Annotated in this window: 23 protein-coding genes, 1 tRNA gene and 4 pseudogenes; 21 read left to right on the top strand and 7 right to left on the bottom strand. The window is 36.8% G+C overall.

What is annotated here, in order from left to right:
• The first annotated feature begins 83 nt into the window (after nucleotides 1–83).
• Nucleotides 84–872: an alpha/beta fold hydrolase gene (locus ACZYRN_RS12060; RefSeq protein ID WP_488911854.1), complete on the top strand. Its 789-nt coding sequence runs from the start codon at nucleotides 84–86 to the stop codon at nucleotides 870–872.
• Nucleotides 873–902: 30 nt separating this feature from the next.
• On the opposite strand, the pseudogene ACZYRN_RS12055 reads toward ACZYRN_RS12060, so the two are convergent.
• Nucleotides 903–998: pseudogene (locus ACZYRN_RS12055) on the bottom strand (hypothetical protein); the annotation flags it as partial.
• Between the two features lie 35 nt (nucleotides 999–1,033).
• Between ACZYRN_RS12055 and ACZYRN_RS12050 the strand changes: the two are divergent.
• Nucleotides 1,034–1,420 (top strand): DUF5412 domain-containing protein, encoded by a 387-nt coding sequence (locus ACZYRN_RS12050; RefSeq protein WP_488911853.1) that lies wholly within the window; start codon nucleotides 1,034–1,036, stop codon nucleotides 1,418–1,420.
• A 28-nt stretch (nucleotides 1,421–1,448) separates the two neighbouring features.
• Here ACZYRN_RS12050 and ACZYRN_RS12045 read toward each other — a convergent pair whose 3' ends face one another.
• From ACZYRN_RS12045 to ACZYRN_RS12035, 3 genes are all read right to left on the bottom strand, one after another.
• Entirely contained in the window at nucleotides 1,449–1,724 is a 276-nt protein-coding gene (locus tag ACZYRN_RS12045; protein ID WP_488911852.1) for a hypothetical protein, read from the bottom strand.
• Nucleotides 1,725–2,356: 632 nt separating this feature from the next.
• Complete coding sequence (locus ACZYRN_RS12040; RefSeq protein ID WP_488911851.1) at nucleotides 2,357–3,670, bottom strand: MFS transporter; 1,314 nt, start codon at nucleotides 3,668–3,670, stop codon at nucleotides 2,357–2,359.
• A 474-nt stretch (nucleotides 3,671–4,144) separates the two neighbouring features.
• Complete coding sequence (locus tag ACZYRN_RS12035) at nucleotides 4,145–4,693, bottom strand: cysteine hydrolase family protein (protein ID WP_488911850.1); 549 nt, start codon at nucleotides 4,691–4,693, stop codon at nucleotides 4,145–4,147.
• Between the two features lie 119 nt (nucleotides 4,694–4,812).
• Between ACZYRN_RS12035 and ACZYRN_RS12030 the strand changes: the two genes are divergently transcribed.
• Complete coding sequence (locus ACZYRN_RS12030; protein WP_488911849.1) at nucleotides 4,813–5,256, top strand: Lrp/AsnC family transcriptional regulator; 444 nt, start codon at nucleotides 4,813–4,815, stop codon at nucleotides 5,254–5,256.
• A gap of 190 nt (nucleotides 5,257–5,446) precedes the next feature.
• On the opposite strand, the pseudogene ACZYRN_RS12025 reads toward ACZYRN_RS12030, so the two are convergent.
• Nucleotides 5,447–5,816 (bottom strand): annotated as a pseudogene (locus ACZYRN_RS12025) (ABC transporter permease); the annotation flags it as partial.
• A gap of 378 nt (nucleotides 5,817–6,194) precedes the next feature.
• On the opposite strand from ACZYRN_RS12025, the gene ACZYRN_RS12020 reads away from it, so the two are divergent.
• The 13 genes and pseudogenes from ACZYRN_RS12020 (at nucleotide 6,195) to ACZYRN_RS11960 (ending at nucleotide 14,793) form a co-directional block, all read left to right on the top strand.
• Nucleotides 6,195–6,683, top strand: coding sequence for a CopY/TcrY family copper transport repressor (locus tag ACZYRN_RS12020; protein ID WP_488911848.1), 489 nt, complete (start codon nucleotides 6,195–6,197; stop codon nucleotides 6,681–6,683).
• Nucleotides 6,684–6,704: 21 nt separating this feature from the next.
• The gene (copZ, locus tag ACZYRN_RS12015; RefSeq protein ID WP_488911847.1) at nucleotides 6,705–6,920 is read left to right on the top strand and encodes a copper chaperone CopZ; all 216 of its coding nucleotides are present in this window, start codon (nucleotides 6,705–6,707) and stop codon (nucleotides 6,918–6,920) included.
• A gap of 18 nt (nucleotides 6,921–6,938) precedes the next feature.
• Nucleotides 6,939–9,398, top strand: coding sequence for a heavy metal translocating P-type ATPase (locus tag ACZYRN_RS12010; protein ID WP_488911846.1), 2,460 nt, complete (start codon nucleotides 6,939–6,941; stop codon nucleotides 9,396–9,398).
• A 41-nt stretch (nucleotides 9,399–9,439) separates the two neighbouring features.
• Nucleotides 9,440–9,592 (top strand): annotated as a pseudogene (locus ACZYRN_RS12005) (glutaredoxin family protein); the annotation flags it as partial.
• 232 nt (nucleotides 9,593–9,824) lie between these two features.
• Nucleotides 9,825–10,307: a DUF2975 domain-containing protein gene (locus ACZYRN_RS12000; protein WP_488911845.1), complete on the top strand. Its 483-nt coding sequence runs from the start codon at nucleotides 9,825–9,827 to the stop codon at nucleotides 10,305–10,307.
• Between the two features lie 10 nt (nucleotides 10,308–10,317).
• A complete protein-coding gene (locus ACZYRN_RS11995) occupies nucleotides 10,318–10,539 on the top strand; it encodes a helix-turn-helix domain-containing protein (protein WP_488911844.1) in 222 nt (73 codons plus the stop codon).
• Between the two features lie 238 nt (nucleotides 10,540–10,777).
• Nucleotides 10,778–11,323, top strand: coding sequence for an RNA polymerase sigma factor SigX (locus tag ACZYRN_RS11990; RefSeq protein ID WP_488911843.1), 546 nt, complete (start codon nucleotides 10,778–10,780; stop codon nucleotides 11,321–11,323).
• Nucleotides 11,320–12,453, top strand: a complete 1,134-nt coding sequence (locus tag ACZYRN_RS11985; protein WP_488911842.1) for an anti-sigma factor family protein — start codon at nucleotides 11,320–11,322, stop codon at nucleotides 12,451–12,453. Before ACZYRN_RS11990 ends, ACZYRN_RS11985 begins: the two co-directional genes overlap by 4 nt.
• A 64-nt stretch (nucleotides 12,454–12,517) precedes the next feature.
• On the top strand, nucleotides 12,518–13,453 hold the full coding sequence (locus tag ACZYRN_RS11980; protein ID WP_488911841.1) for an ABC transporter ATP-binding protein: 936 nt from the start codon (nucleotides 12,518–12,520) through the stop codon (nucleotides 13,451–13,453).
• Nucleotides 13,437–14,309 (top strand): ABC transporter permease subunit, encoded by an 873-nt coding sequence (locus tag ACZYRN_RS11975; RefSeq protein WP_488911840.1) that lies wholly within the window; start codon nucleotides 13,437–13,439, stop codon nucleotides 14,307–14,309. The genes ACZYRN_RS11980 and ACZYRN_RS11975 overlap by 17 nt, the downstream gene beginning before the upstream one ends.
• 96 nt (nucleotides 14,310–14,405) lie before the next feature.
• Nucleotides 14,406–14,535: pseudogene (locus tag ACZYRN_RS11970) on the top strand (undecaprenyl diphosphate synthase family protein); the annotation flags it as partial.
• Nucleotides 14,533–14,676, top strand: a complete 144-nt coding sequence (locus ACZYRN_RS11965) for an S-layer homology domain-containing protein (protein ID WP_488912037.1) — start codon at nucleotides 14,533–14,535, stop codon at nucleotides 14,674–14,676. The pseudogene ACZYRN_RS11970 and the gene ACZYRN_RS11965, both read left to right, overlap by 3 nt.
• 44 nt (nucleotides 14,677–14,720) lie before the next feature.
• Nucleotides 14,721–14,793 (top strand) — tRNA-Val (locus ACZYRN_RS11960).
• 127 nt (nucleotides 14,794–14,920) lie between these two features.
• On the opposite strand, the gene ACZYRN_RS11955 is transcribed toward ACZYRN_RS11960, so the two are convergent.
• Together ACZYRN_RS11955 and ACZYRN_RS11950 are read right to left on the bottom strand one after the other, a co-directional pair.
• Nucleotides 14,921–16,111 carry a tyrosine-type recombinase/integrase gene (locus ACZYRN_RS11955; protein ID WP_488911839.1) on the bottom strand — a complete coding sequence of 397 codons (1,191 nt, stop codon included), beginning with the start codon at nucleotides 16,109–16,111 and terminating at the stop codon, nucleotides 14,921–14,923.
• A gap of 92 nt (nucleotides 16,112–16,203) precedes the next feature.
• Nucleotides 16,204–17,187 carry a hypothetical protein gene (locus tag ACZYRN_RS11950; RefSeq protein WP_488911838.1) on the bottom strand — a complete coding sequence of 328 codons (984 nt, stop codon included), beginning with the start codon at nucleotides 17,185–17,187 and terminating at the stop codon, nucleotides 16,204–16,206.
• Nucleotides 17,188–17,317: 130 nt separating this feature from the next.
• Here ACZYRN_RS11950 and ACZYRN_RS11945 point away from each other — a divergent pair, with 130 nt between their 5' ends.
• The 5 genes from ACZYRN_RS11945 (at nucleotide 17,318) to ACZYRN_RS11925 (ending at nucleotide 21,122) form a co-directional block, all read left to right on the top strand.
• On the top strand, nucleotides 17,318–17,509 hold the full coding sequence (locus ACZYRN_RS11945) for a hypothetical protein (RefSeq protein ID WP_488911836.1): 192 nt from the start codon (nucleotides 17,318–17,320) through the stop codon (nucleotides 17,507–17,509).
• Between the two features lie 2 nt (nucleotides 17,510–17,511).
• Nucleotides 17,512–17,697, top strand: a complete 186-nt coding sequence (locus ACZYRN_RS11940) for a helix-turn-helix domain-containing protein (RefSeq protein ID WP_488911835.1) — start codon at nucleotides 17,512–17,514, stop codon at nucleotides 17,695–17,697.
• Nucleotides 17,698–18,329: 632 nt separating this feature from the next.
• Nucleotides 18,330–18,974 (top strand): CHC2 zinc finger domain-containing protein, encoded by a 645-nt coding sequence (locus tag ACZYRN_RS11935; RefSeq protein WP_488911834.1) that lies wholly within the window; start codon nucleotides 18,330–18,332, stop codon nucleotides 18,972–18,974.
• Nucleotides 18,929–20,299, top strand: coding sequence for a virulence-associated E family protein (locus tag ACZYRN_RS11930; protein WP_488911833.1), 1,371 nt, complete (start codon nucleotides 18,929–18,931; stop codon nucleotides 20,297–20,299). Before ACZYRN_RS11935 ends, ACZYRN_RS11930 begins: the two co-directional genes overlap by 46 nt.
• 289 nt (nucleotides 20,300–20,588) lie before the next feature.
• The gene (locus tag ACZYRN_RS11925) at nucleotides 20,589–21,122 is read left to right on the top strand and encodes an ERCC4 domain-containing protein (protein WP_488911832.1); all 534 of its coding nucleotides are present in this window, start codon (nucleotides 20,589–20,591) and stop codon (nucleotides 21,120–21,122) included.
• Nucleotides 21,123–21,146 lie beyond the last annotated feature (24 nt).

Below are 21,146 nucleotides of genomic sequence, written 5' to 3'. Positions count from 1 at the left end.
TTAAACATAAATCCGGCAAAAAAGGTGCAACCTAATAAGGCGGAATCCGTTGCTCGCGGATGTCTTAGAAGGGGAGGGTGAAGATGAAAACGTGCTCCACACTCGATGGGTTATATTATGAAATCCAAGGAAGCGGCGATACCCTTATTTTTTTGCATGGAATTGGCGGAACACATCAGATGTTTGCACCGCAAGTAGAGGCGTTGTCGCCTCACTTTCAAATACTCACGGTCGATTTATTGGGGAGTGGCCGGTCTAAATCGGTCATGGAGCGTTCTTATTTGGACGCTCATCTGAAATCCATCCGCTTCTTGATGCAGCAGTTAAAGATAGGGCAAGCCATTTTCGTTGGATTGTCGTATGGCGGTATTGTTGCTCAAGCTTTTGCTATTCGTCATCCTGAAAAAGTAAAGAAAATGGTACTGATTGATACCTATGCGAATGTGTTCCCGAGAGATGCGGCTGAATTTCGCCTCATGCTGTTAGCTGGGGTCGTCGTAACTGTAGGGTGGGCACCGAAGAGTTGGGTAAAGATGCTGAACTATTTATCGCCGTATAAACGATGGCATCTTGCCCAGGAGCAAATGGTCTCCATTTTTCAAACCTGCCGGGCCAAAGAAATGACGGTTCAGTTACTAGAGGTGTTCGGAAGGGACTTCACGCATAAATTGACTGAATTGAAAATGCCAGTCCTGGTGATTGCAGGAGACAAGCTGCCAGCGGTTGTCGATAAATCAAAGGAGATTGTGGAGAATTTGATCAACGGGGAGCTTCTCGTGGTCTGTGATTCGTTTGACCCAACGAATTTGTGTCAGCCGGAGATTGTAAGTGCAGCCATTCTTGCCTTTTTGAGGGAAAAGATACCAGGTTAAAAACATCCCTTTTCGGTAAATGATTTGTGAGTCATGCAAGTGGGGAGACGCAATGCAAGCTACAACTCGGAGCGCTTCTTTGCTGTCTGGCTTTACATTAACAAGATATTTTACCTTATCTATAATGTATTTAATAAGGAGGGCATACTCTGACTACTAACTTGATAGAAAATAAAAAGAAAAGTCGGAAAAAGATAATAAAAATATCTCTTATAGGTAGCCTCTTTTTTGTTGGTCTCCTTGGATATGGGGTATATTGGGCTTTTTTTGATATAAATAGATTGCCAACAGGAGATTATCTTACAGAGGAAACATCTCCAGATGGAACCTACACTTTAAAAGCATACCTCACCAATGGAGGAGCCACGACTTCATATGCTATACGAGGCGAATTAGTATTTAACAATCGAAATAATAAGACAAAAAATATATATTGGAATTATCGTGAGGAAACTGCGGATATTGAATGGACAGACAACAACACAGTAGTCATTAACAGTCATACCCTTAATGTTCCTTATGATACATTTGACTTTAGAAATAAATGATATCTAAATAGTTGACCCATACTGTTGATTAAACGCCTAATGTTTTCGCTACCTCTCGAAGTTGTTCCATTGATTTGCCTTCCATTGCATCATACAAATACTTCCGCAAATCATCTTCCGGACTGATATGCAGTTGTGTTAATTCATTTCCGGTAACAGAAAAATCTAATGTTACGCCATTAAATCCCTTTGGATGAATATAAAATAAAACATTCTCACCATTATCTGTTGCTCTTATTTCGTGATCGACAATTCCGTATGCTTGATTGTCTTGGAAATATTTTTGCAAGTTTGGTTTTTTCACTTTTCTTTCCTCCAATTAGTTAAGAGTTTGTTCATATTACAGCATAAAAAAGCCGAGGGGAGTCAAGCCCCCGGCTGAAAGGAGTAAAACTGTTGTATTCAAGAAGAAACTCTCGTACAACGATAGTTTAACCATGACGGGTAAATTTATGCATCCATATATCGAACAAAGCAGCTATTCTCCGGACCAGAATAGTTGCTCGAAAAAAAGGTGTATGGAGTCTAAATAGGAGGGAGAAGATCCCTATTTGTTTTTTAGCATATGTAGCAACGATTTGAAGAGTGAGGATGTAATCAGTTTAATGAACAGTTCGTTCATACAGGCAAGTAACACTAATCCTAGCTTAGACGGAAGTTGACCCAAACTGTTGAGTAAAAAGGCTCTTTCGATAATTGACCTAAAAGAAAGACTCATTAAAGAATAGTGTTAATTTTCTTCTTAAACTAACGGAGCATAGTAGTTTAACAAGAAAATCATTTATAATTGTTATACAGAAATATGAAAAAAGGCAGTGTTCAATTACTTGATGAAAGCTGCCTTTTTTCATTCATTAGAATCGAATAGAACCTTGCTAGGTAAAATCTGCATTGATATCAGCCTAACTAACCAGAAGAATGTGAATAAGAAAAACTTTATATCAGCTCTTTGCTTTGAGTCTTACGAGACCAAACAATTACAGGAATAAGCAACAGTGACAAAACAGCTCCAGAAAGTGATAGTGCTGCATAACTAGAATGAGCAACTACCATTCCTGATAGCGCACCTCCGGAGGCACCTGATAATGCAAGCAAGACATCAACCGATCCCTGTGTTTTTGCGCGGATAGATGGATGTGCTGCGTCTACAATGAGAGCCGTTCCGCTTATTAAGCCAAAGTTCCAGCCAACACCAAGCAAGACTAGTGCGCAGATAAGCAGCACCATTGAGTCTGCCGGTGCAAAAGCCGCCAGTATACCAGAGGCCAGAAGCGTGGCACCCGAAGCAACAGCCATAGCAGGACGACCGACTTTATCTACCAGCAAACCTGTTAAAGGCGAAGGAAAGTACATGGCGCCTATGTGAAAACCTATGACCAATCCCACTTCTCTCAAACCATGGCCATGGTCTCCCATATGAACCGGTGTCATGGTCATAATAGCCGCCATGACAAATTGAGTTAAAACCATAATCGTAGCACCTACAACAATTCCTCTTTTGTTTATTGGAGCACTTTCCTCACTTTCTCCTTCCTGTACTGTTCTGTCTTTCTCCTGGGCGTTTGCTATGGCTGTAGACACAACCAAAGGGTCTGGGCGAAGAAACAGTAAGAGAACCAGTCCGGCAAGGATAAAAGCAGCGGCCGCTAGGATAAAGGGACCAGCCAAAGTTGGAATACCAATAGAATCCGCAAATTCTCCCATTACATCGACCAAGTTAGGACCCGCTACCGCACCAAAGGTAGTAGAGACCATGGCCATGCTTACAGCAGTGGCCCGCTGTTTAGCTGTCGCCAGGTCAGTACCCGCGTATCGTGCTTGCAGATTTGCGGCGGTACCAGCTCCATAAATAAGTAGAGAAGCGAATAAAAGCACGATGCTGTTGATTAAGGCGGCGATAATAACACCGATCGCACCTAGTCCGCCAGCAAAAAAACCGGCTGCAAGCCCTGTTCCGCGTCCAAAACGCTGTGAAAGCCGGCCTACAAGCAGGGCAGCCCCTGCAGATCCTAAAGTAAGTAAGGCAACTGGAATCCCTGCTGCACTTTCCGTCTCTAGCATATCTTGTGCGAGAAGTGCGCCTACCGTTATACCGGCTGCAAGTCCTGCCCCTCCAAAAATTTGTGAAAGGATCACAATTCGTAATGTTTTTTTATAGAGCTGTTTTTGTTTTTCTGGTGAATCAATATAACCTTGCAGCCAAACAGGCTGCTGTTTTGATCTGCTTGTATCTTCTTTTTCGTTTATCATAAATTACCCTTCCTAACAAAATTATTTTTAGGTTTTCATATCTTATTAGCCCATTCTTTTTTAAAAGGTCATCATTTTATTTGCTCATACGGCAAGTTTAAGATAATCCCTTGTCTTGAAACAGGAAACAAAGATATTTCACCTAATATGTCAGATTTAAGACAGGCATTACAAGCTGTTTGCTGTCCATTCATTCCCACAACTTTTACCTAGATCTTCTTATATTCATACAAACCTAGTATAAAAAATAGATGTGTGCTAGATTATTTACAATGCCCAAAATTAGGATTCAAATCATATTCTCATTCATTCGGGAAAACAGCCTTTTAATTATCGATGGAAATAAGTATAATCTGTTGACTAATAATAAGAAAAAGCTTACAGACACTATTTTCAAATTGAAATCTTTGTCTGCAAGCTAGACCCCTTACGAAATTCGCTAGGATATTTAATTGTCTTTAAGATTTTGTTAGCTCATTGTTGCAGGAAATCCTCGGTCGAAATTACATTAGCATACATACTTTTAAGTGCGCTGACAAACGCATAATGAACCTGTTCTGCTGGAACGACCTTATCTTGATAAGATAAGTCCCTTGTTGCACATGCATCTTCAATAAGTGTAGTTTCAAAGCCTAGATCGACTGCAGCTCTAACTGTTGCATCAATACACATATGCGTCATCATACCTAAAATCACTAGTTTGGTTACTCCTTTTTCTTTTAATTTGCTTTCTAATTCAGTCTTTAAAAAGCTGTTAGGGAAATGTTTTATGATAATACTTTCGTGTTCTAATGGTAGAACAGCTTCATTTAGTTTAACTCCTTCCGTATTTGGAAGAAAGAAGCCTAATCCTGGATCACTTGCGATATGCTGGACATGAAAAATATTATCTTTGTTATTCTGTCTAAACCATTCAAGAATTTTAGCAGCATTAGCGGCTGCTTTTTCAGGGTTGCTTAATTCCATCTTTCCATTTGGGAAATAGTCGTTTTGAATATCGACAATAATTAAAGCAGTGCTCATTTTTTCCACCTCATTTTAAAATTTTATTACAATATAATGATAAACAATATCTTGATTTCTATCGATACTTTGATGAAACACTTTTATATCAAATCATTTCATGGTGAAAGGAATTTATTATGGAACTTGATAACATTGATTTTCAGATCCTTCGGTTACTAACCGAAAATTCACGTGTTCAATGGAAAGACTTAGGAGAACAAGTTCATATGACGGGACAGGCAGTAGGGAATCGTATCAAAAAACTTGAGGAAAGTGGTGTCATTAAAGCCTACTCTCTAATAGTCGATGAAATGAAATTAGGACTTTCTTATACAGCATTTGTCATTATTTATATGAAAACGGCAAACCATGATTCGTTTATACGTTTTATAAATAAGCGAAATGAGGTAGTTGAAGCTCACCGAGTATCGGGAGAAGGCTGTTACCATTTAAAAATAAAAATTAATTCTCAGGAAAAATTGAATCTTTTTCTTAATAAAATTCTCGATTATGGGAACTATAGTTTGTATCTATCAATACAAGAGATTAAACAACGTAATCCTTTGACTGCCACAATATAATAAATATATTTTATTCTTAGGAGGTTAGTGTATTTCCAATCCTCTTGAACCGTTCTAAGTACTAATTTTTTTAAAATGTTACATCCTTAAAAGATATTACATGGTTAATTGCCTCCTAAGCTAAACGCAAAACGCCGCGTGCAAGTAAGTTTTCTCCACGCGGCTTTTTTCTGTACATCACATTTTAAAACTATGATACAACAGTATAACGCTTTAAGAACTTTTTTCCGGACCACATAAATAGTCGATCCATTACAAACCCCATTAATCTAAGTACAACTAGCCCGACAAAAATCCAGTCTGGTTGAAAATATAACCTTGCGTTCCAAACCACAAAATACCCCTTCATTTGCGGCAACCATTTCAGCCCCAACAATCACCATAAAAGAAGAGCTCATGGCAAGTTTCGCGCCTGTAAAAATGGACGGAACAGAAGCTAGAATGATAACATAGGGCAGTACTTGAAAGTCAGATGCGCCCATGCTCTTGGCTGAACGGATTTTGTCTTCTGAAATGGAAAGAACCCCGGTTAATGTATGAATCGTGACAACGAAAAATGTGGTTCTAGTGCAAATAATTAATGTAGGTGAAGTGACAAGAATATTCAAAAAAGAGAAAAAAGTAAATTCTATCCAGGATTTTTACTTTTTTAATTTAGATACAAAAACATATGGTACAGACGCTTGGGACGCAGTTCAAAACCAAGCGTTTTTTTATACAATTTTTTTTTACTTCATATTTTAAGGTTTCTGAAATTATTTAAGGACTAAGTTAATGATAAAAAATAGATCTGTGGATATAAATTATTCTTGTTATTAAGACTTAAATATAATGGTTTGAAAAAATAATGAAATAATTTATTTGACAAACATCGTTTACAAATGTAAACTTTAGTTATACAAATCGTTTACATTTGTAAACATTTAAGAGGTGAGATAATGAACACTGAAATAGATTGTAAAATTACTGACTCCGAATGGGAAGTAATGCGTGTCGTTTGGGCACAAGATAAAGTTACCAGTAAAGAAATTATAGAAGTTTTGCAACAAAAGAAAGGTTGGAAATCTGCAACTACAAAAACCTTTATTGGACGACTTGTCAAAAAAGGAATGCTGGATACAGAAACCGAGGGAAAGAGGTATCTTTATTCCGCAAATGTAAGTGAAGGTGAATTTATAAAGAGTACCTTAGATGATTTTTTCAATAATATTTGCAGCAGGGACATCGGTAATACAATTGCAGACTTAATTTCAAAAGTATCATTGAGTTTTAAAGATATAGAGATGATGGAAAAAGTTCTCGAAATGAAGAAAAAAGATGCCGTTGAAGAAGTTACTTGTAACTGTGTTGCAGGACAGTGTAAATGTAGTAACCATAAATGTGCACCTGAACACTGCAATTCCGAGAAAAATCACCATATGGAATGATATTAAAAAGGGGCTATTAAAATGAAAAGAACAACATTAAAAATTATAGGTATGAGCTGTGCTCATTGTGTAAATAAAATTGAAACAGCTTTACAAGATCAGCAAGGTGTAGTAAAAGCAAAAGTTAATTTGAAAAAAGAGATTGCAAAAGTTAAATATGATGAAACCGTTCAAACATTCGATAACTTAATTGCAGCGGTGAAGGAAGTTGGTTATGAAGCTGAACCGGTTAAATAGGGAAGGAGTTGTAAACTAATGGTAACAAAAATATTTAATATAGAAGGTATGACTTGTGCATCTTGTGTGCAGACAGTTGAAAAAGCAACCAAGAAATTGCCAGGTGTACAAGAATCTAATGTAAACTTGGCTACTGAAAAATTGAATATCACTTTTGACGAGGACGAAGTATCCGTACAAGATATTCAAGCTGCTGTCGATCAAGCTGGATATAAGGCTTTAACAGATATCGAGAAGAAAACATTTTCTATAACGGGTATGACTTGTGCATCCTGTGTACAAACCGTTGAAAAAGCAACACGGAAATTAGACGGTGTTATTGAATCCAATGTAAATCTAGCAACAGAAAAAATGATAATCCAGTATGATCCGACTGTCGTTTCTGTGTCAGATATTACACAAGCAGTTTCAACTGCGGGGTATGAAGCACATGAAGATATGGAAACATCAGGTACTATCAATGATTCAGTAGATAAAAAACAAAAGAACATTAAATTCATGTGGAAACGATTTTGGGTTTCTGCGATATTCACTATTCCGTTGCTCTATATCTCGATGGGACACATGATAGGTTTACCGCTGCCAGAAATAATGGATCCAATGGTAAACCCTGAATGGTTTTCATTATCACAACTCATTTTAACGATACCAGTTATTATTCTTGGCTGGAAATTTTACACAGTAGGATTTAAAACTTTATTTAGAGGTCATCCAAACATGGACTCCTTAGTTGCCTTGGGAACCAGTGCTGCATTCTTATATAGCTTGGGAGCAACCATTGCAATTTGGTTTGGTTATTCAAGTTACGCAGGAAATTTGTATTATGAGTCGGCGGCGGTTATTCTCACTTTGATTACACTAGGTAAATACCTTGAAGTTCGTTCAAAAGGAAAAACATCTGAAGCCATTGAAAAATTAATGAGACTAGCTCCAAAGACAGCTATAGTCGTAAGAAATGGGAAAGAAATTGAAATTTCTATAGATGAGGTTGTTGTAGGTGATACTGTGATCGTAAAACCAGGTGAAAAGATACCGGTTGATGGTGTTGTAACTGAAGGCATGACATCCGTTGATGAATCTATGTTAACAGGTGAAAGCATTCCAGTAGAAAAAAATGCGGGAGACAACGTCATAGGTGCAAGTATTAATAAGAATGGCACAATTCAATATCAAGCAACTAAAGTGGGAAAAGACACTGCCTTATCGCAAATCATTAAATTGGTAGAAGATGCACAAGGCTCTAAAGCACCGATTGCTAAACTAGCTGATATTATTTCCGGATATTTTGTGCCAATTGTGATTGTGATCGCTATTCTTTCTGGTTTGGCATGGTATTTTGGAGGACAAACAGGACTCTTTGCCTTAACGATTACCATTTCCGTTTTAGTTATTGCATGCCCATGTGCTCTTGGTTTAGCGACCCCAACTGCGATTATGGTTGGTACTGGCAAGGGTGCAGAACATGGCGTATTAATTAAGAGCGGTGTAGCACTTGAAACAACCCATAAAGTACAAACAATTGTATTTGATAAAACAGGCACCATTACAGAAGGTAAACCAAAAGTTACGGACATTGTCACAGTAAATGGGATCTCAGAAGAAGAATTATTAATATTAACAGCCTCTGCTGAAAAAGGTTCTGAACATCCATTAGGTGAAGCCATTGTCAGGGGAGCAGAAGAAAAAGGACTAGACTTTATGAAGGCAGAAAACTTTAATGCTATTCCTGGACATGGAATTGAAGTAACGATTAATGGCAAGAAATTATTGGCCGGAAACAGAAAATTAATGGATGTACGCAATATATCCTTAGATATATTGGCAAACACATCAGATGAGCTAGCTAGTCAAGGAAAAACGCCTATGTACATTGCTATTAACAATCAAATGGCGGGTATTATTGCGGTTGCAGATACAGTCAAAGAAAACAGCTTAAAAGCCATTGAAAAACTTCATAAAATGGGAATAGAAGTGGTAATGATTACTGGCGATAATAAAGGTACGGCTGAAGCCATTGCCAAACAAGTCGGAATTGACAGGGTACTAAGTGAAGTATTACCAGAAGATAAAGCAAATGAAGTGAAAAAACTCCAAGATGAAGGTAAGAAAGTGGCAATGGTTGGAGATGGAATCAATGATGCACCAGCCCTCGCACAAGCAGATGTAGGGATTGCCATTGGTTCAGGTACTGATGTTGCCATAGAATCAGCAGATATCGTGTTAATGAGAAGCGATCTGATGGATGTTCCAACTGCTATTGAATTAAGTACATCCACGATTCGAAATATCAAGGAAAATTTGTTCTGGGCATTTGCTTATAATGTAATTGGCATTCCATTTGCAATGGGGATCTTCTACATCCTTGGAGGACCTCTATTAAACCCGATGATCGCTGGAGCAGCAATGAGCTTGAGTTCTGTTACTGTATTACTAAACGCTTTACGTTTAAAACGATTTAAACCATCAGCTATCAAGTAATAACGGTAAATCGATAACTTGTTAAAAAGGATGATATATAAATGGATGATGCACTAGAACTTGAATTATATACAAGACCAACATGTTCAGATTGTCAGGACGCAAAAAAATATCTGTCTTCAAAAGGAATCAGGTATATAGACAGAGATGTCAGCAAAAATCCTCATTTAGAAGAAGATTTAAAGAAAATATCTGTATAAATGGTGAACGGCTGCACTTAAACTAACGCAATAGGAAGGTGAACAAGTTATAAATCGAATAGTTTAAAGTTAAAGCATTTCTTTGTAATAAGGAATGCTTTTTATCTTTGTCTAAAATTCGAAGTATACAACAATAAAAAAAATACGAAAAATGATAAATATATATTGTAAAACGATAAATAAGGTGTTAATATCAAATCAAAAATAAATAAGAGAGGTGCTTTTTATGAAACGAGGTTCAACATTGTTTTTAAAGTTAGCTGTTTTTGTTATCGGAGCTCCAGTTCTTGCTTTATGCATATTTATGGTACCTATGATAGCTAAGAATGTAGCAGAAGGCATTTCAGGGTGGGATTATGTGATGCTTGGCATTTTAACAATTATGTATGTAGCGGCGATTCCATTTTACGTTGCGTTGTATCAGGCATTTAAACTTTTAAGATATATCGACAAGAACAAAGCGTTCTCGGAATTGTCTGTAAGAGCTTTAATGAAAATAAAAAAATGTGCAATCACAATCAGCGGTTTGTATGTAGTCGGCTTGCCACTTTTCTATATCTTTGCGGAGCTAGACGACGCCCCGGGTGTCATAATAATCGGGATGATGCTTGTTTTTGCCCCGATGGTGATTGTAGTCTTTGCTGCTGTTCTCCAAAGGCTTTTACAAGAAGCGATTAATATAAAATCAGAAAATGATTTAACGGTCTGAGGTAAAAACAATGGCGATTATAATCAATATTGATGTGATGCTGGCTAAAAGGAAAATGAGCGTAACAGAACTTTCGGAGAGGGTTGGAATCACAATGGCGAACCTTTCTATCTTGAAAAATGGAAAGGCAAAAGCAATTAGGCTTTCAACCTTAGAGGCAATTTGTAAAGCTTTAGAATGTCAGCCTGGAGATATTTTAGAATACAAAAGTGACGAAGAAACTCAAGCATAGTAGACAACAATTTCTTCCACACCATGAAAAAGCTGCAGAGATAGCTAACGGGAGCTAAGAAAAGATACTTTTTTATCCACTAATAAAATGCATTTTTTAAATCTATTCCAACTTCATAAATTAGAGAGTAATTAAGGGACGAGTGTCTTTTAAGGAAAAACTAGAAACCGAAAACTGTCACAAAAATAATTAATCTGGTGTCATTATAGTGAGAGCTCTTGGAAGGGAGGAACTGACGATGGAGGTGAAGGCGAATTTGTCGGAAAACATCAACAATCCGTCAAAAAATGAAACGTTTCAGGATTTATTTAAACAACATTATTTTTATGTTGTTCGAAAAGTTATGATAATTGTTAAAGAACAATCCATTGCAGAAGATATTGCGCAAGATGTATTTGTAAAGTTATATCATACTGATCGAAAAACGATTGACAATATACTAGGCTGGTTAACAAAGGTTGCTGTTAATACAGCCTATAACCATATTCGAACTGAAAAACGCCATCATGCTCGAAAAGATAAACTAGAAATTTATGAAAGTGATTCAGTTGGATCAGTTGAAGATAGGTACATGAAGCTTGAAGATATCAATGAAGTTCAGAAAACATTAATGAAATTATCTGAAAGAGACCGTGATATTCTGATCATGAAATTTTCCGGATACAGCTACGAGGAAATTGCGAACAGTAAAGGTACGAAAAAAACATCCATTGGGACTTTATTAGCCCGAGCGAAAAAATGCTTTAAAAAACATTATATGGAGGAAAGGAGAGAGGATAAATGACTTGTCATGATATGGGTTTGCTGCAGGCTTATTTAGATGGAGAAGTCAGCCGTGATGAGAAAAAACAAATCATGAGGCACTTAGAAAGTTGTCAAACGTGTCGTGAAAATATCGATGAATTGCAAAGCCTCCACTCTTTTTGTGAGAAAACGTTAGAGGTAAAAGATGTAACTATTGACACCGATCAGGCATGGGCGAAATTTGAAAAAAATCTTCAACATGCTGGAAATCAGAAAATAACAGAAGAAAAAGATTTAAAAACCAGAAAGGGATGGAGTACGTTGAAAACAAACACAAAACGTTTACTTATTTCTGGAGTTGCAGCAGCAGCTATTTTTAGCTCATTTGCGATCCCTCAAGTTCGAGTAGAAGCGTATCAATTTTTATCATTATTCCGTGTTAATCAATTTGAGATGGTGAAGGTGACGCAAAACGATATAAAGAATATCGAGAATTGGGTTAGTGAAAATAAAGAAGGAGCTTTAGACCTAAAGGGAATTGGAAAGTTGGAAATATCAGAGACAACAGGAGAGCCAAAGTACTTTGAAACATATGAATCAGCGGAAGAAGCTGGCTATCCAGTACCTGAATTAGGAGAATTTGACGTTGAGGGAGTAAGAGTGACTCCAGCATCAACCATAACCTTTACCCTAAATGTAGAAAAAACGAATCAATTATTAACCCAATTAGGTTCTGAACATCAATTTGAGGCATTATTAGATGAAAAGCCATTTTCTGTATCAACATTTGAAGCCATTAAAACAGACTACAAGCTGAAAGATCAACACATCTCATATATGCGCACAAGATCTCCGGAAATTAAAGTTCCAGAAGGAGTGTCTGTCGGGCAGTTAAGAGCTACGCTGCTTTCTCTTCCATTTTTACCTGAAAACGTGAAGACGCAGCTTGCAGGCATTGATAATTTTGAAACGACATTGCCAATTCCCCATGTAGAAACAGAAGGATCCAGGATGAGTGAAGTCCGTGTAGGCGAAGCTCAAGGATTTGTATCAGAAAGCGATCAGGATTCATCAATTGTTTGGCAGGAAAATGGCGATATTCATATGATCTTTACTAAAGGTAAAATGGGTGCAGATGAATTGGTTCATTTAAGTACACAAATTAATTAAAATGAAAAGTTCAGAGCGATCTAATTGTGCTCTGAACTTTTCATAATAAATATGGGGGAAGATGATGAACGTTATTCAGACGAATTCTTTAACGAAAACATACAATGGAAAAGGTGGCATTTCAGATGTGACGTTATCCGTAGGTGAGGGAATTGTGTATGGTTTTTTAGGTCCTAATGGTTCTGGAAAAAGCACATTCGTACGTACACTTCTTGGATTATTGCAACCGACAAGTGGAGAGGGTTATATTCTCGGAGAACCGATTGGAACGACAAAGTCACGGGAACAAGTAGGGTATTTACCAGAGTTATTTCGTTACCCAGATTGGTTGACGGGAAAGCAATTGTTAGAAAGTCATGCTGAACTATGTAAAATACCAGTTCGGCAACGGAAAAAACGAATTGAAGAAGTAGTAGAGTTGGTAGGAATGACTGGAAGAGAAAATGGACGGATCAGTGGATTTTCAAAGGGAATGTCCCAACGAATTGGTCTTGCTTGTGCGATTTTAAATGATCCGAAGGTAGTTTTTCTTGATGAGCCCACTTCTGCACTTGATCCAATTGGACGCAAAGATGTACGAGATCTCATGCTATATCTTCGAGATCAAGGAAAAACAGTTTTTTTAAATAGTCATTTGTTATATGAAGTAGAGTCTGTGTGTGATCATGTGTCGATTGTTCATCAAGGAGAAATGATTGTACAAGGACCCTGGCGAGAATTAATGATGACTGAAGCACGAGTTGAAGTTGTAACAGATCAGCCTATAGGTGTGCCGTTGCCTTCATTTGTGACACATTATCAAAAAGTAAAAGAGGAAGAAACACGTACAAGGTGGGTTATCCAGCTTGAGAACGAATTCGATATACCAAGAATCATTCATTATTTATCTTCAAATCAGGTTCCTATCTATGAAGTTAAACCGATCATCCCTCATTTAGAGGATGTTTTTTTACATTGGGTGAACCAGAAAAAGGAGAACGCTTATGTGGATAATCAGTAAATTAACCTTTAAGGAAATTATATCGAAGCGGATCTTTTTAATTACGATCATTATGACGCTCGTTTTTCTGGCGCTTTATGGAACGGCTATTTATTTTGGTGGAAAGGACATACCAGAAGTTGGGCCTAATGGTGTTCAAGGAACAGAAGCCATCTTAATGCAGCAGTTTATCGCTTCACAACTTTTAGGAGTCGGCCTTTATTTTTCGTCTTTTATTACAGCTTTGCTTGCGATATTGTCTAGTGTTAGTGCGATTTCAGGTGAAGTGTCAAGTCATCAAATTGATACATGGTTGATGCGCCCGATTTCTAGATCCCAATTTGTGTTGGGAAAGTTTGTAGGACTAGCTCTTCTAATGATTACCTATGCAGTCGGCCTGTTTTTTAGTATCATTCTTCTTCATCAAGGGATTGGAAAAGAATGGATGGCGTTGGACATCAAACCAATACAGATGATTAAAGCCGTAAGTGTGTTTGCGATTCAGCCGTTTGTTTTGATAGCGTTTGGATTATTATTAAGTACACGAATGACAACTTTAAATGCAGGAATTGTTTCAATTGTCTTGTATGGTGCGGCCTTTATTGGGGGTTTTATTGAACAATTTGGAGCGTTAGTTGAGAAAACGAGTCTAGTAACTATCGGGATTATCACGAGTCTTGTTTTTCCAGTTGATTCAATGTATCGTAAAATGACAATTTTATTATTTGATACGACGGATAATCCATTGTCAATTGCACAAGGTGGGATGTTCACTAGTGTCTCTAACCCTAGTAATGTGATGGTTTGGTATGCGGTGCTATATGGGGTAATTGCCGTGCTTTTTTCCATTTATAGTTTTAAAAAACGTGATGTGTAAAATGGAAGTAGACACGAGATTCTGAATGCCATGAAAAAAATGTTCACGGATATAAACGATGCGAAATTGTCACTGGATGAAGTGGCTGAACAGCAGTTTTCAGGATACCTGTATACAGCCGGTATGACAAGCCCCTGACCTGCTTATTCGCACCAGCGGGAAAAAACGCCTGAGCAATTTCCTGCTCTGGCAGCTCGCCTACACGGAGTTCGGGTTTACCGATGTGTCGGATCGATACAGAGGAGTCGTTGAAAAACTAGTTGCTAATGAAATCGTACAGTGTAAAACAGCTACTCGATTTGGAACGAAGGATAATTTAACAAGGGGCGAATTAGCAATAATGATTTATAACATCTATAAGCTGTAACCAAACGTTTAGTATTAGCTAAATAAATGGTCGTAAACCTTTACGATTCCTTAGCTCAGCTGGGAGAGCGCTACCTTGACAGGGTAGAGGTCGCTGGTTCGAACCCAGTAGGAATCATTATAACAGGCCCTTGATAACCCTTTGTTGTCAAGGGTTTTTTGATATAACAGGATCTATAGTTTGAAGTATAACAGATGAGTTGGTGGCAAATTGGTGGCAAATACTAAAAAATTAACTTAGATATTTATGAAAGTTCTTTTTTGATGTCCATAGATTCATTTAAAAATAATTGTTCTAACTTTTGCGCTGCTGCCTCATCAGCGCTTTCTAAGGCATGACCATACAAATCCATAGTTGTGCCTATTTTTGAATGGCCTAAGCGTGCACTAATAGTTTTCATGTGAACGCCTTGGTTAATTAATAACGTCGCAGAAGTGTGGCGCAATTGGTGAAATGTTATTTTGGGTAATTCATGTTTTACTAAAAATTTGCTCCACCATGATGTAACACTAGAGGGGTGCATCGGTTTACCATTCCACTGTGAGAAAAGCAAGAAGTGTTCTCCGCCTTGCCATTGATCTCCTGTAGAAAGTCTTTCCTGATTTTTATATGTTTTGTATTTTTTTAGTAATTCAATCACTCCAAAAGTTAATGAAATTATTCTTATTGAATTTTTGGTCTTTGTTTCCTTCAATATATGACCATCTGCTTTGGTATAGGTAAGTGATTGGTAAACATGTATTTTCCCTTTTTCTAGGTCGATATGTTTCCACTCTAAACCGAGTAATTCCCCACGTCTCATACCAGTAGTAATAGCTAAAGAAACTATAGTTCTCCATTTAATCTCAGATGATCTTAATGCTTCCATTAATAGCCTTGTTTCTTGTTCAGAATATACATTGGTTTTTTTCTGTACCACCTTTGGTTTCTTTACATTTGCTGCAGGGCTTTCCTTTATAATTTTCCATTCTTCTGCACGTTTAAAAATATTACGTAAAATTCTATGATGATATTGAACGGTTGCATCAGAAAGAGTACCTTCCTTGCCATCTGCTCTAGTCCCCTCTTTTTGTAAGGATGTAAGGAAATTTAGTATATGAATACTTTTAATATTTTCTAATTTTAAGTGTCCGAATTCGGGCAAAATACGTTTATTTAAGTAAACCAGGTAAGTTTCATAAGTCTTTGGAGACAGATGTTTTTTTGCGTATTTCTCCTTCCATTCTTCTACAAATGATGAGAAAGCCATTTTTTCAGGAGCAATATATTCGCCTACTTCGATTTCAGTAACAAACTTCGCTAGTTCCTTTTTGGCTTCTGTTTTGTTTTTACATTTGATTGTTTTTGTGCGTCGAATACGTTTTCCATTTGAATTTATTCCGGCATCCACAACTAATCGGAAAGAGTCTGATCCACGTTTTTCAATATATGCCATATAGAGTTCCTCCTTTTTAACATTAGAATGTTAATTTACTAGTTTTTTAGGCATAACATCTATTAAGAATATTACATTCAGCATTCCTCCTTTCATTTTTTGTTCTTGACCCATTCAAAGAGATCATTTGGATTGAGGCTATATACTTGTGCACTTTCTTCAATTGAGTATTTACCTGATAAAACATTATCGATTGCTCTTTTTTTATCTTGTCTCAATCTATCTTGTTTTCTAATTTCTTCTGGGTTGATTAGCCTTTTACGCTCATTTCTTTGTTGTTGCAACCTCTTTTTACATTCATCACTACAGGTGGCTTTGTTTACACCATTTCCTCTCATCTTATATAAACTGAAAGTTTTACCGCAAAATGTACATAAACTATATTTACCACTTAGGACAACTGCACAGAACAACTCAAACCATGCAAGAGATAATGGATTATTTGCTGCCCCTGCAATAACCGATGATAATTTTAAGGTGGATTGACACGTTTCTTCTGATTCTAAGTCTGCGGGTATTAACTGAACTTCACCTAAACGATCATGGTACAAGGAAAGCGGAGATATCGAATCCTTTTTATATTTTCGCTCAAACTCCATAATGTGTCTCTCTCTTAATTCGTAAAAATCCCAGTTTATTGCTCTCTCGCCATTTGTATAATTCCAGCACAAATAAAATAGTTGAATTAGCTCAAATGTAAGGCTAAATGGTGTTCCGTTAAGGTTTACTTGATTATGTAGTAGGTATTCGGTATTTGAAGAATTCAACTTAAGAAAAACACTAGAATAATCAATGTCAATATTCTCATAAGCTTCTTTAATTAAATTAACTATTATGTTTTTATCTGGTAGGGACTGTGGTAACAAACTATCTGGATCTGTGTTAAGTTGTTCGAAGAATTTTACTGCTAATGAATTGATTATCGGTAAAGGATTTGACTTTTCCCTTAGTCCCTCTGAAAGTTCGACTCGAGACTGGACTGAGCCAAATATGTGTTGTTCGAAAACTTCAGTATCCTTTGAAAAGGCTAATAAATTTGTCACATTTTGTTTATTAAAAATAATTGTTTTTTTCAATTCAATTTCTCCTTGAGATATCTATGTTTAGATTTGTCACGTTTTATAAACAATTTTACTAATCGTGACATTGTAATTACAATAATATTAGCATTATTAATAACCTTAATCAAGAAGGAGTTGTCTAAAAATGTTTCATAGAGCTAATGAAGATATTCGTAGTGCAAAAGGTAAGATCACGAATTGGATGATTGCAGATAAGTTAGGGATTCACGAGGTAACATTCATTCGATATATGCGGAAAGAGATGACAGAAACAGAAAAGGCGAGAGTATTATCTGCTATTGACGAAATTAAAGATGAACTGAAGGGAGAAAATTGATTATGGACTGTCAAACGATCACGGTAAAAGAGGCTTCTGAGTACTTAGGAATTTCAAAAGATTTAATTTATGCACTGGTACGTCAAAGACAAATACCTCATGTGAAAGTGGGAAAACGTATTTTATTTAGAAGAGAAGTGTTAAATGGTTGGTTGGAAAAACAGGAAAGCGATTCTCTTTGCAATTGATCAAAAAACAAGAAGATATAACGATAACTCAAAAATCACCTCAAAACAACATGCTCTGTAAAATATAGTTCATCGTAGTGGTCATTGAATTATGTTTAAGAATAATTAACTTATTTATAACAAGTAGAGTGAAAACTGTATAGAAGATATAAAAAAGGTGCTTCTCATCTAGGAGAATGCACACGCACGGACCAGCGGATTTATATAAAGATGATTTTAACGAAAAAAATACCTTCAAGCTTTATATGGAACGAATCGAGCGGCTAGTTTAACCTTTGGACTTCCGATGATAAACAATCACAGTCGTATCAAGTACAGGAGATTTAATCAGCAGTAATGCTGTACAACTCCGTGAATCAAAAAACGTTTATTTTGGTTTAGAGTTGCAAAAAGATAATTTAGGAGAGTTCAAGCGTGGAGCAAATACGGATATTGTTTCCTTACCGTATGTATGGGCTGAACTTGATGTTAGAGACGGTATTCATGCAGCAGACATGGAAGTAGTCCAAGCAAAGCATTATTAATCACGGTGGGGAGGCTTACATTGTTACTAGTTACAGGAAAAATAAACCGTTTCTTGTTGGGACAATAGCGGTTTTAAAAAGTAGTAACCATGTTGGGGGTGATTACTTATGAAAAATAACTATGCTCTTGAGTATATCATAGAGCAGATCAAAGAGAACATTGATGTCCGAGAAATTGCAGGGGAACATCTTAATTTAAGCAAAAAAGGAATGGCCAGTTGTCCGTTTCATTCGGATAGTGATCCGTCATTTTCAGTTAGTTCAAAGAAGAAAAGGTTCAAGTGTTTTAGCTGTGGAATTGGTGGCGATGTTATCAGCTTATATGCTGCACTCAATAATGTATCGAATGGACAGGCCATATATCAATTAGGGAAGCGTTTAGGGTTATCTAATAGTAAGCCATTACCGGAACCCATACAACGTCAATATGCCAAAAAGATACAGGATAAGAACCTAGAGGGACGATTTCTCCAATTTTATAAACAAGTTTTTTATGATCTATGTACGATACGAGATATGATGACCGGTTTAGCCAAGCAATATGACTACTTGGAAGATGTAGAGAATGATGAATTACTTATTCGGTACTATCATGATCGAGCCTACCACGAATATTTACTAGAGTGGTTACATGATGGATTACTAGAAGAAATCAGTTTTGAACGACAAATAGAAATATTTTCAGTGGCAAAGGAGGTTGTAGAACGATGGGGAAAACTCTTGCAGACACGATTCGAGGATACGACGGTTTAGAGGAAATGCTTATGAAGGACATAGACAACGAATGGGCTGATACAAAAAAAGATGAACAAGACTATGCTCAAGATTGGAAAGATCAATTGCAGAAAACACAAAATGGTAGGAATTATAGTCAAGCTTTTAATACATTATTAATCTTTCGAAATGATGAGCAGCTAAAAGGGAAGTTTACTTTTAATCTTTTGACACAAAGGCTGGAGATCACCGGGGCCGTACCTTGGGAGAGGTTAGATGACTGTAAAGAAATTACAGATCATGATGACTCTTGCTTGCGAAATTATTTATCCATATACTATGACATCAAAGCAAAAGACGTCATATATGACGCATTGAATCAAGTTGTATTAGATAACAAATATCATCCTATCAGAGACTACTTAAATAGCATTCGGGATAAATGGGATGGTAAGGCAAGAATAGACACATTGCTCATTGATTTTTTCGATGCTGATGATACAGAATTGATTAGATGGCAAACAAGGTTGACGTTGATCGGAGCGGTTAAACGTGCATTTAAGCCAGGATGCAAATGGGACTATGTATTGGTATTGAAGGGAGACCAAGGTATAGGTAAATCAACTCTCCTAAAAAAAATAACAAAAAAGGAAGAATGGTTTTCTGATTCCTTAGATGATATGAGGGGCAAGGAAGCAAAAGAGCAAATTCAAGGTAAATGGATAATCGAATTAGGAGAAATGGCAGCTGTCGGAAAAGGAGATCAAAAACGAACAAAGCAGTTTATCTCCTCAGAATACGATGAATTTAGATCACCCTATGGGAGAAGAACAAACCGTTATCCAAGACAATGCATTTTTGTCGCTACGACTAATGATGAATTACCTCTAAAAGATGATACAGGCGGCAGACGTTGGTGGATAGTTGAAGTTAAAAGTAAATGGTTTGAAAAGGATTTTCCAATGGAAGTCGATCAAATATGGGCAGAAGCGGTTCATGTTTATGACCGAATGGAATTGCGCGGGGAACAATTAAAATTACCGAATTATCTTGAAAATGAAGCTAGAAAAATACAATCAGAGAATACAGATAAAGGTCTTTATGCTGCCGAAATTGAGTATGTCCTTCAAAGGGGGTACATCGAAAAGAAAGGCTTTCAAGTCAACACAAAAATACCTATTAATGAAACATGTGCTGTTCATATATGGGAAGAAGTATTAGGCCAACATAAATGTAATTTAAACAAAGCAACAGCTAGAGAAATAAATGCCGTATTAAAAAATATTGAAAGTTGGGAGTGTCTAGGTAGAAGGCAGTTTAGAGATTACGGAAAACAGACTGTTTATAAGCGAAAGGACAAATAACAGAGGACATATGTCTTTTATATGTATGCAAGGGTTGAGCCTTACAGCCACAAGGGATAGAGGAACTAAAAGACATATAAGACATATGATTTTATATGAACTTTATAAGTGGTGAGTAGATACAGAGCAATATATAGATAAAACAGCAATTACTATTCATTTGTAAGAGAATCAAGGTTTTATATGTCTTATATGTCCTCAAGTCCCTTAGCCTTACAGCCATAAGGGAAAGAGTGCGGACATATAGTGGACATATAATGTTCTTATGTAGATACGAGGAAGTGAAACGATGCTTAAATATCGCTATACGGATACAGAAGTGAAAAAACTACTATTAACAGCTATTATCTTGATTGACACTAGGGAAAGAGTTAATGACCATATCATTAGCTATTTTCAGCAACAGAAGATTCCTTATAAGAACGCGAAGCTGGATACAGGTGATTATTCTATTATGCTTCCACAGATGACTGCGCTGGGGATACAAAGGGATTTATACTTACCGGTAGCCATTGAACGAAAAAATAGCATAGATGAACTTATAGGCAATTTTAAAGCGGATAAACGAACGGCCTTTCAGAATGAATTGATACGTTCCCGGGAAATGGACTTTGTCCTAATGGTAGAGCAGAAGAACGGATATGAGGATATAGTGGCTTACAATTACCGATCACAAATGAAGCCTGCTTCGGTGATTGGCACTTTAAAGTCATTCGAGATCCGCTACAAGTTTAATACTATCTTTGTAGACAAGAAGCTGTCTCCACTATGGATTTATCATCATCTTTACTACAAAATGAGAGATGAATTAAAACAGCTTTAAGTGCATGAGGACATGGACGTGAAA

Source organism: Domibacillus sp. F004 (assembly GCF_057814295.1).
Note: the sequence above shows the minus strand (reverse complement) of the source record. Positions and strands in the feature narration are given on the sequence as shown.

Bases quoted from the DNA above. Each gene is read 5' to 3' on its own strand.
- ACZYRN_RS12060 (WP_488911854.1), top strand. From the start codon at position 84: ATGAAAACGTGCTCCACACTCGATGGGTTATATTATGAAATCCAAGGA.
- ACZYRN_RS12040 (WP_488911851.1), bottom strand. From the start codon at position 3,670: ATGATAAACGAAAAAGAAGATACAAGCAGATCAAAACAGCAGCCTGTT.
- ACZYRN_RS12035 (WP_488911850.1), bottom strand. From the start codon at position 4,693: ATGAGCACTGCTTTAATTATTGTCGATATTCAAAACGACTATTTCCCA.
- ACZYRN_RS12030 (WP_488911849.1), top strand. From the start codon at position 4,813: ATGGAACTTGATAACATTGATTTTCAGATCCTTCGGTTACTAACCGAA.
- ACZYRN_RS12020 (WP_488911848.1), top strand. From the start codon at position 6,195: ATGAACACTGAAATAGATTGTAAAATTACTGACTCCGAATGGGAAGTA.
- copZ (WP_488911847.1), top strand. From the start codon at position 6,705: ATGAAAAGAACAACATTAAAAATTATAGGTATGAGCTGTGCTCATTGT.
- ACZYRN_RS12010 (WP_488911846.1), top strand. From the start codon at position 6,939: ATGGTAACAAAAATATTTAATATAGAAGGTATGACTTGTGCATCTTGT.
- ACZYRN_RS12000 (WP_488911845.1), top strand. From the start codon at position 9,825: ATGAAACGAGGTTCAACATTGTTTTTAAAGTTAGCTGTTTTTGTTATC.
- ACZYRN_RS11995 (WP_488911844.1), top strand. From the start codon at position 10,318: ATGGCGATTATAATCAATATTGATGTGATGCTGGCTAAAAGGAAAATG.
- ACZYRN_RS11990 (WP_488911843.1), top strand. From the start codon at position 10,778: ATGGAGGTGAAGGCGAATTTGTCGGAAAACATCAACAATCCGTCAAAA.
- ACZYRN_RS11985 (WP_488911842.1), top strand. From the start codon at position 11,320: ATGACTTGTCATGATATGGGTTTGCTGCAGGCTTATTTAGATGGAGAA.
- ACZYRN_RS11980 (WP_488911841.1), top strand. From the start codon at position 12,518: ATGAACGTTATTCAGACGAATTCTTTAACGAAAACATACAATGGAAAA.
- ACZYRN_RS11975 (WP_488911840.1), top strand. From the start codon at position 13,437: ATGTGGATAATCAGTAAATTAACCTTTAAGGAAATTATATCGAAGCGG.
- ACZYRN_RS11955 (WP_488911839.1), bottom strand. From the start codon at position 16,111: ATGGCATATATTGAAAAACGTGGATCAGACTCTTTCCGATTAGTTGTG.
- ACZYRN_RS11945 (WP_488911836.1), top strand. From the start codon at position 17,318: ATGTTTCATAGAGCTAATGAAGATATTCGTAGTGCAAAAGGTAAGATC.
- ACZYRN_RS11940 (WP_488911835.1), top strand. From the start codon at position 17,512: ATGGACTGTCAAACGATCACGGTAAAAGAGGCTTCTGAGTACTTAGGA.
- ACZYRN_RS11935 (WP_488911834.1), top strand. From the start codon at position 18,330: ATGAAAAATAACTATGCTCTTGAGTATATCATAGAGCAGATCAAAGAG.
- ACZYRN_RS11930 (WP_488911833.1), top strand. From the start codon at position 18,929: ATGGGGAAAACTCTTGCAGACACGATTCGAGGATACGACGGTTTAGAG.
- ACZYRN_RS11925 (WP_488911832.1), top strand. From the start codon at position 20,589: ATGCTTAAATATCGCTATACGGATACAGAAGTGAAAAAACTACTATTA.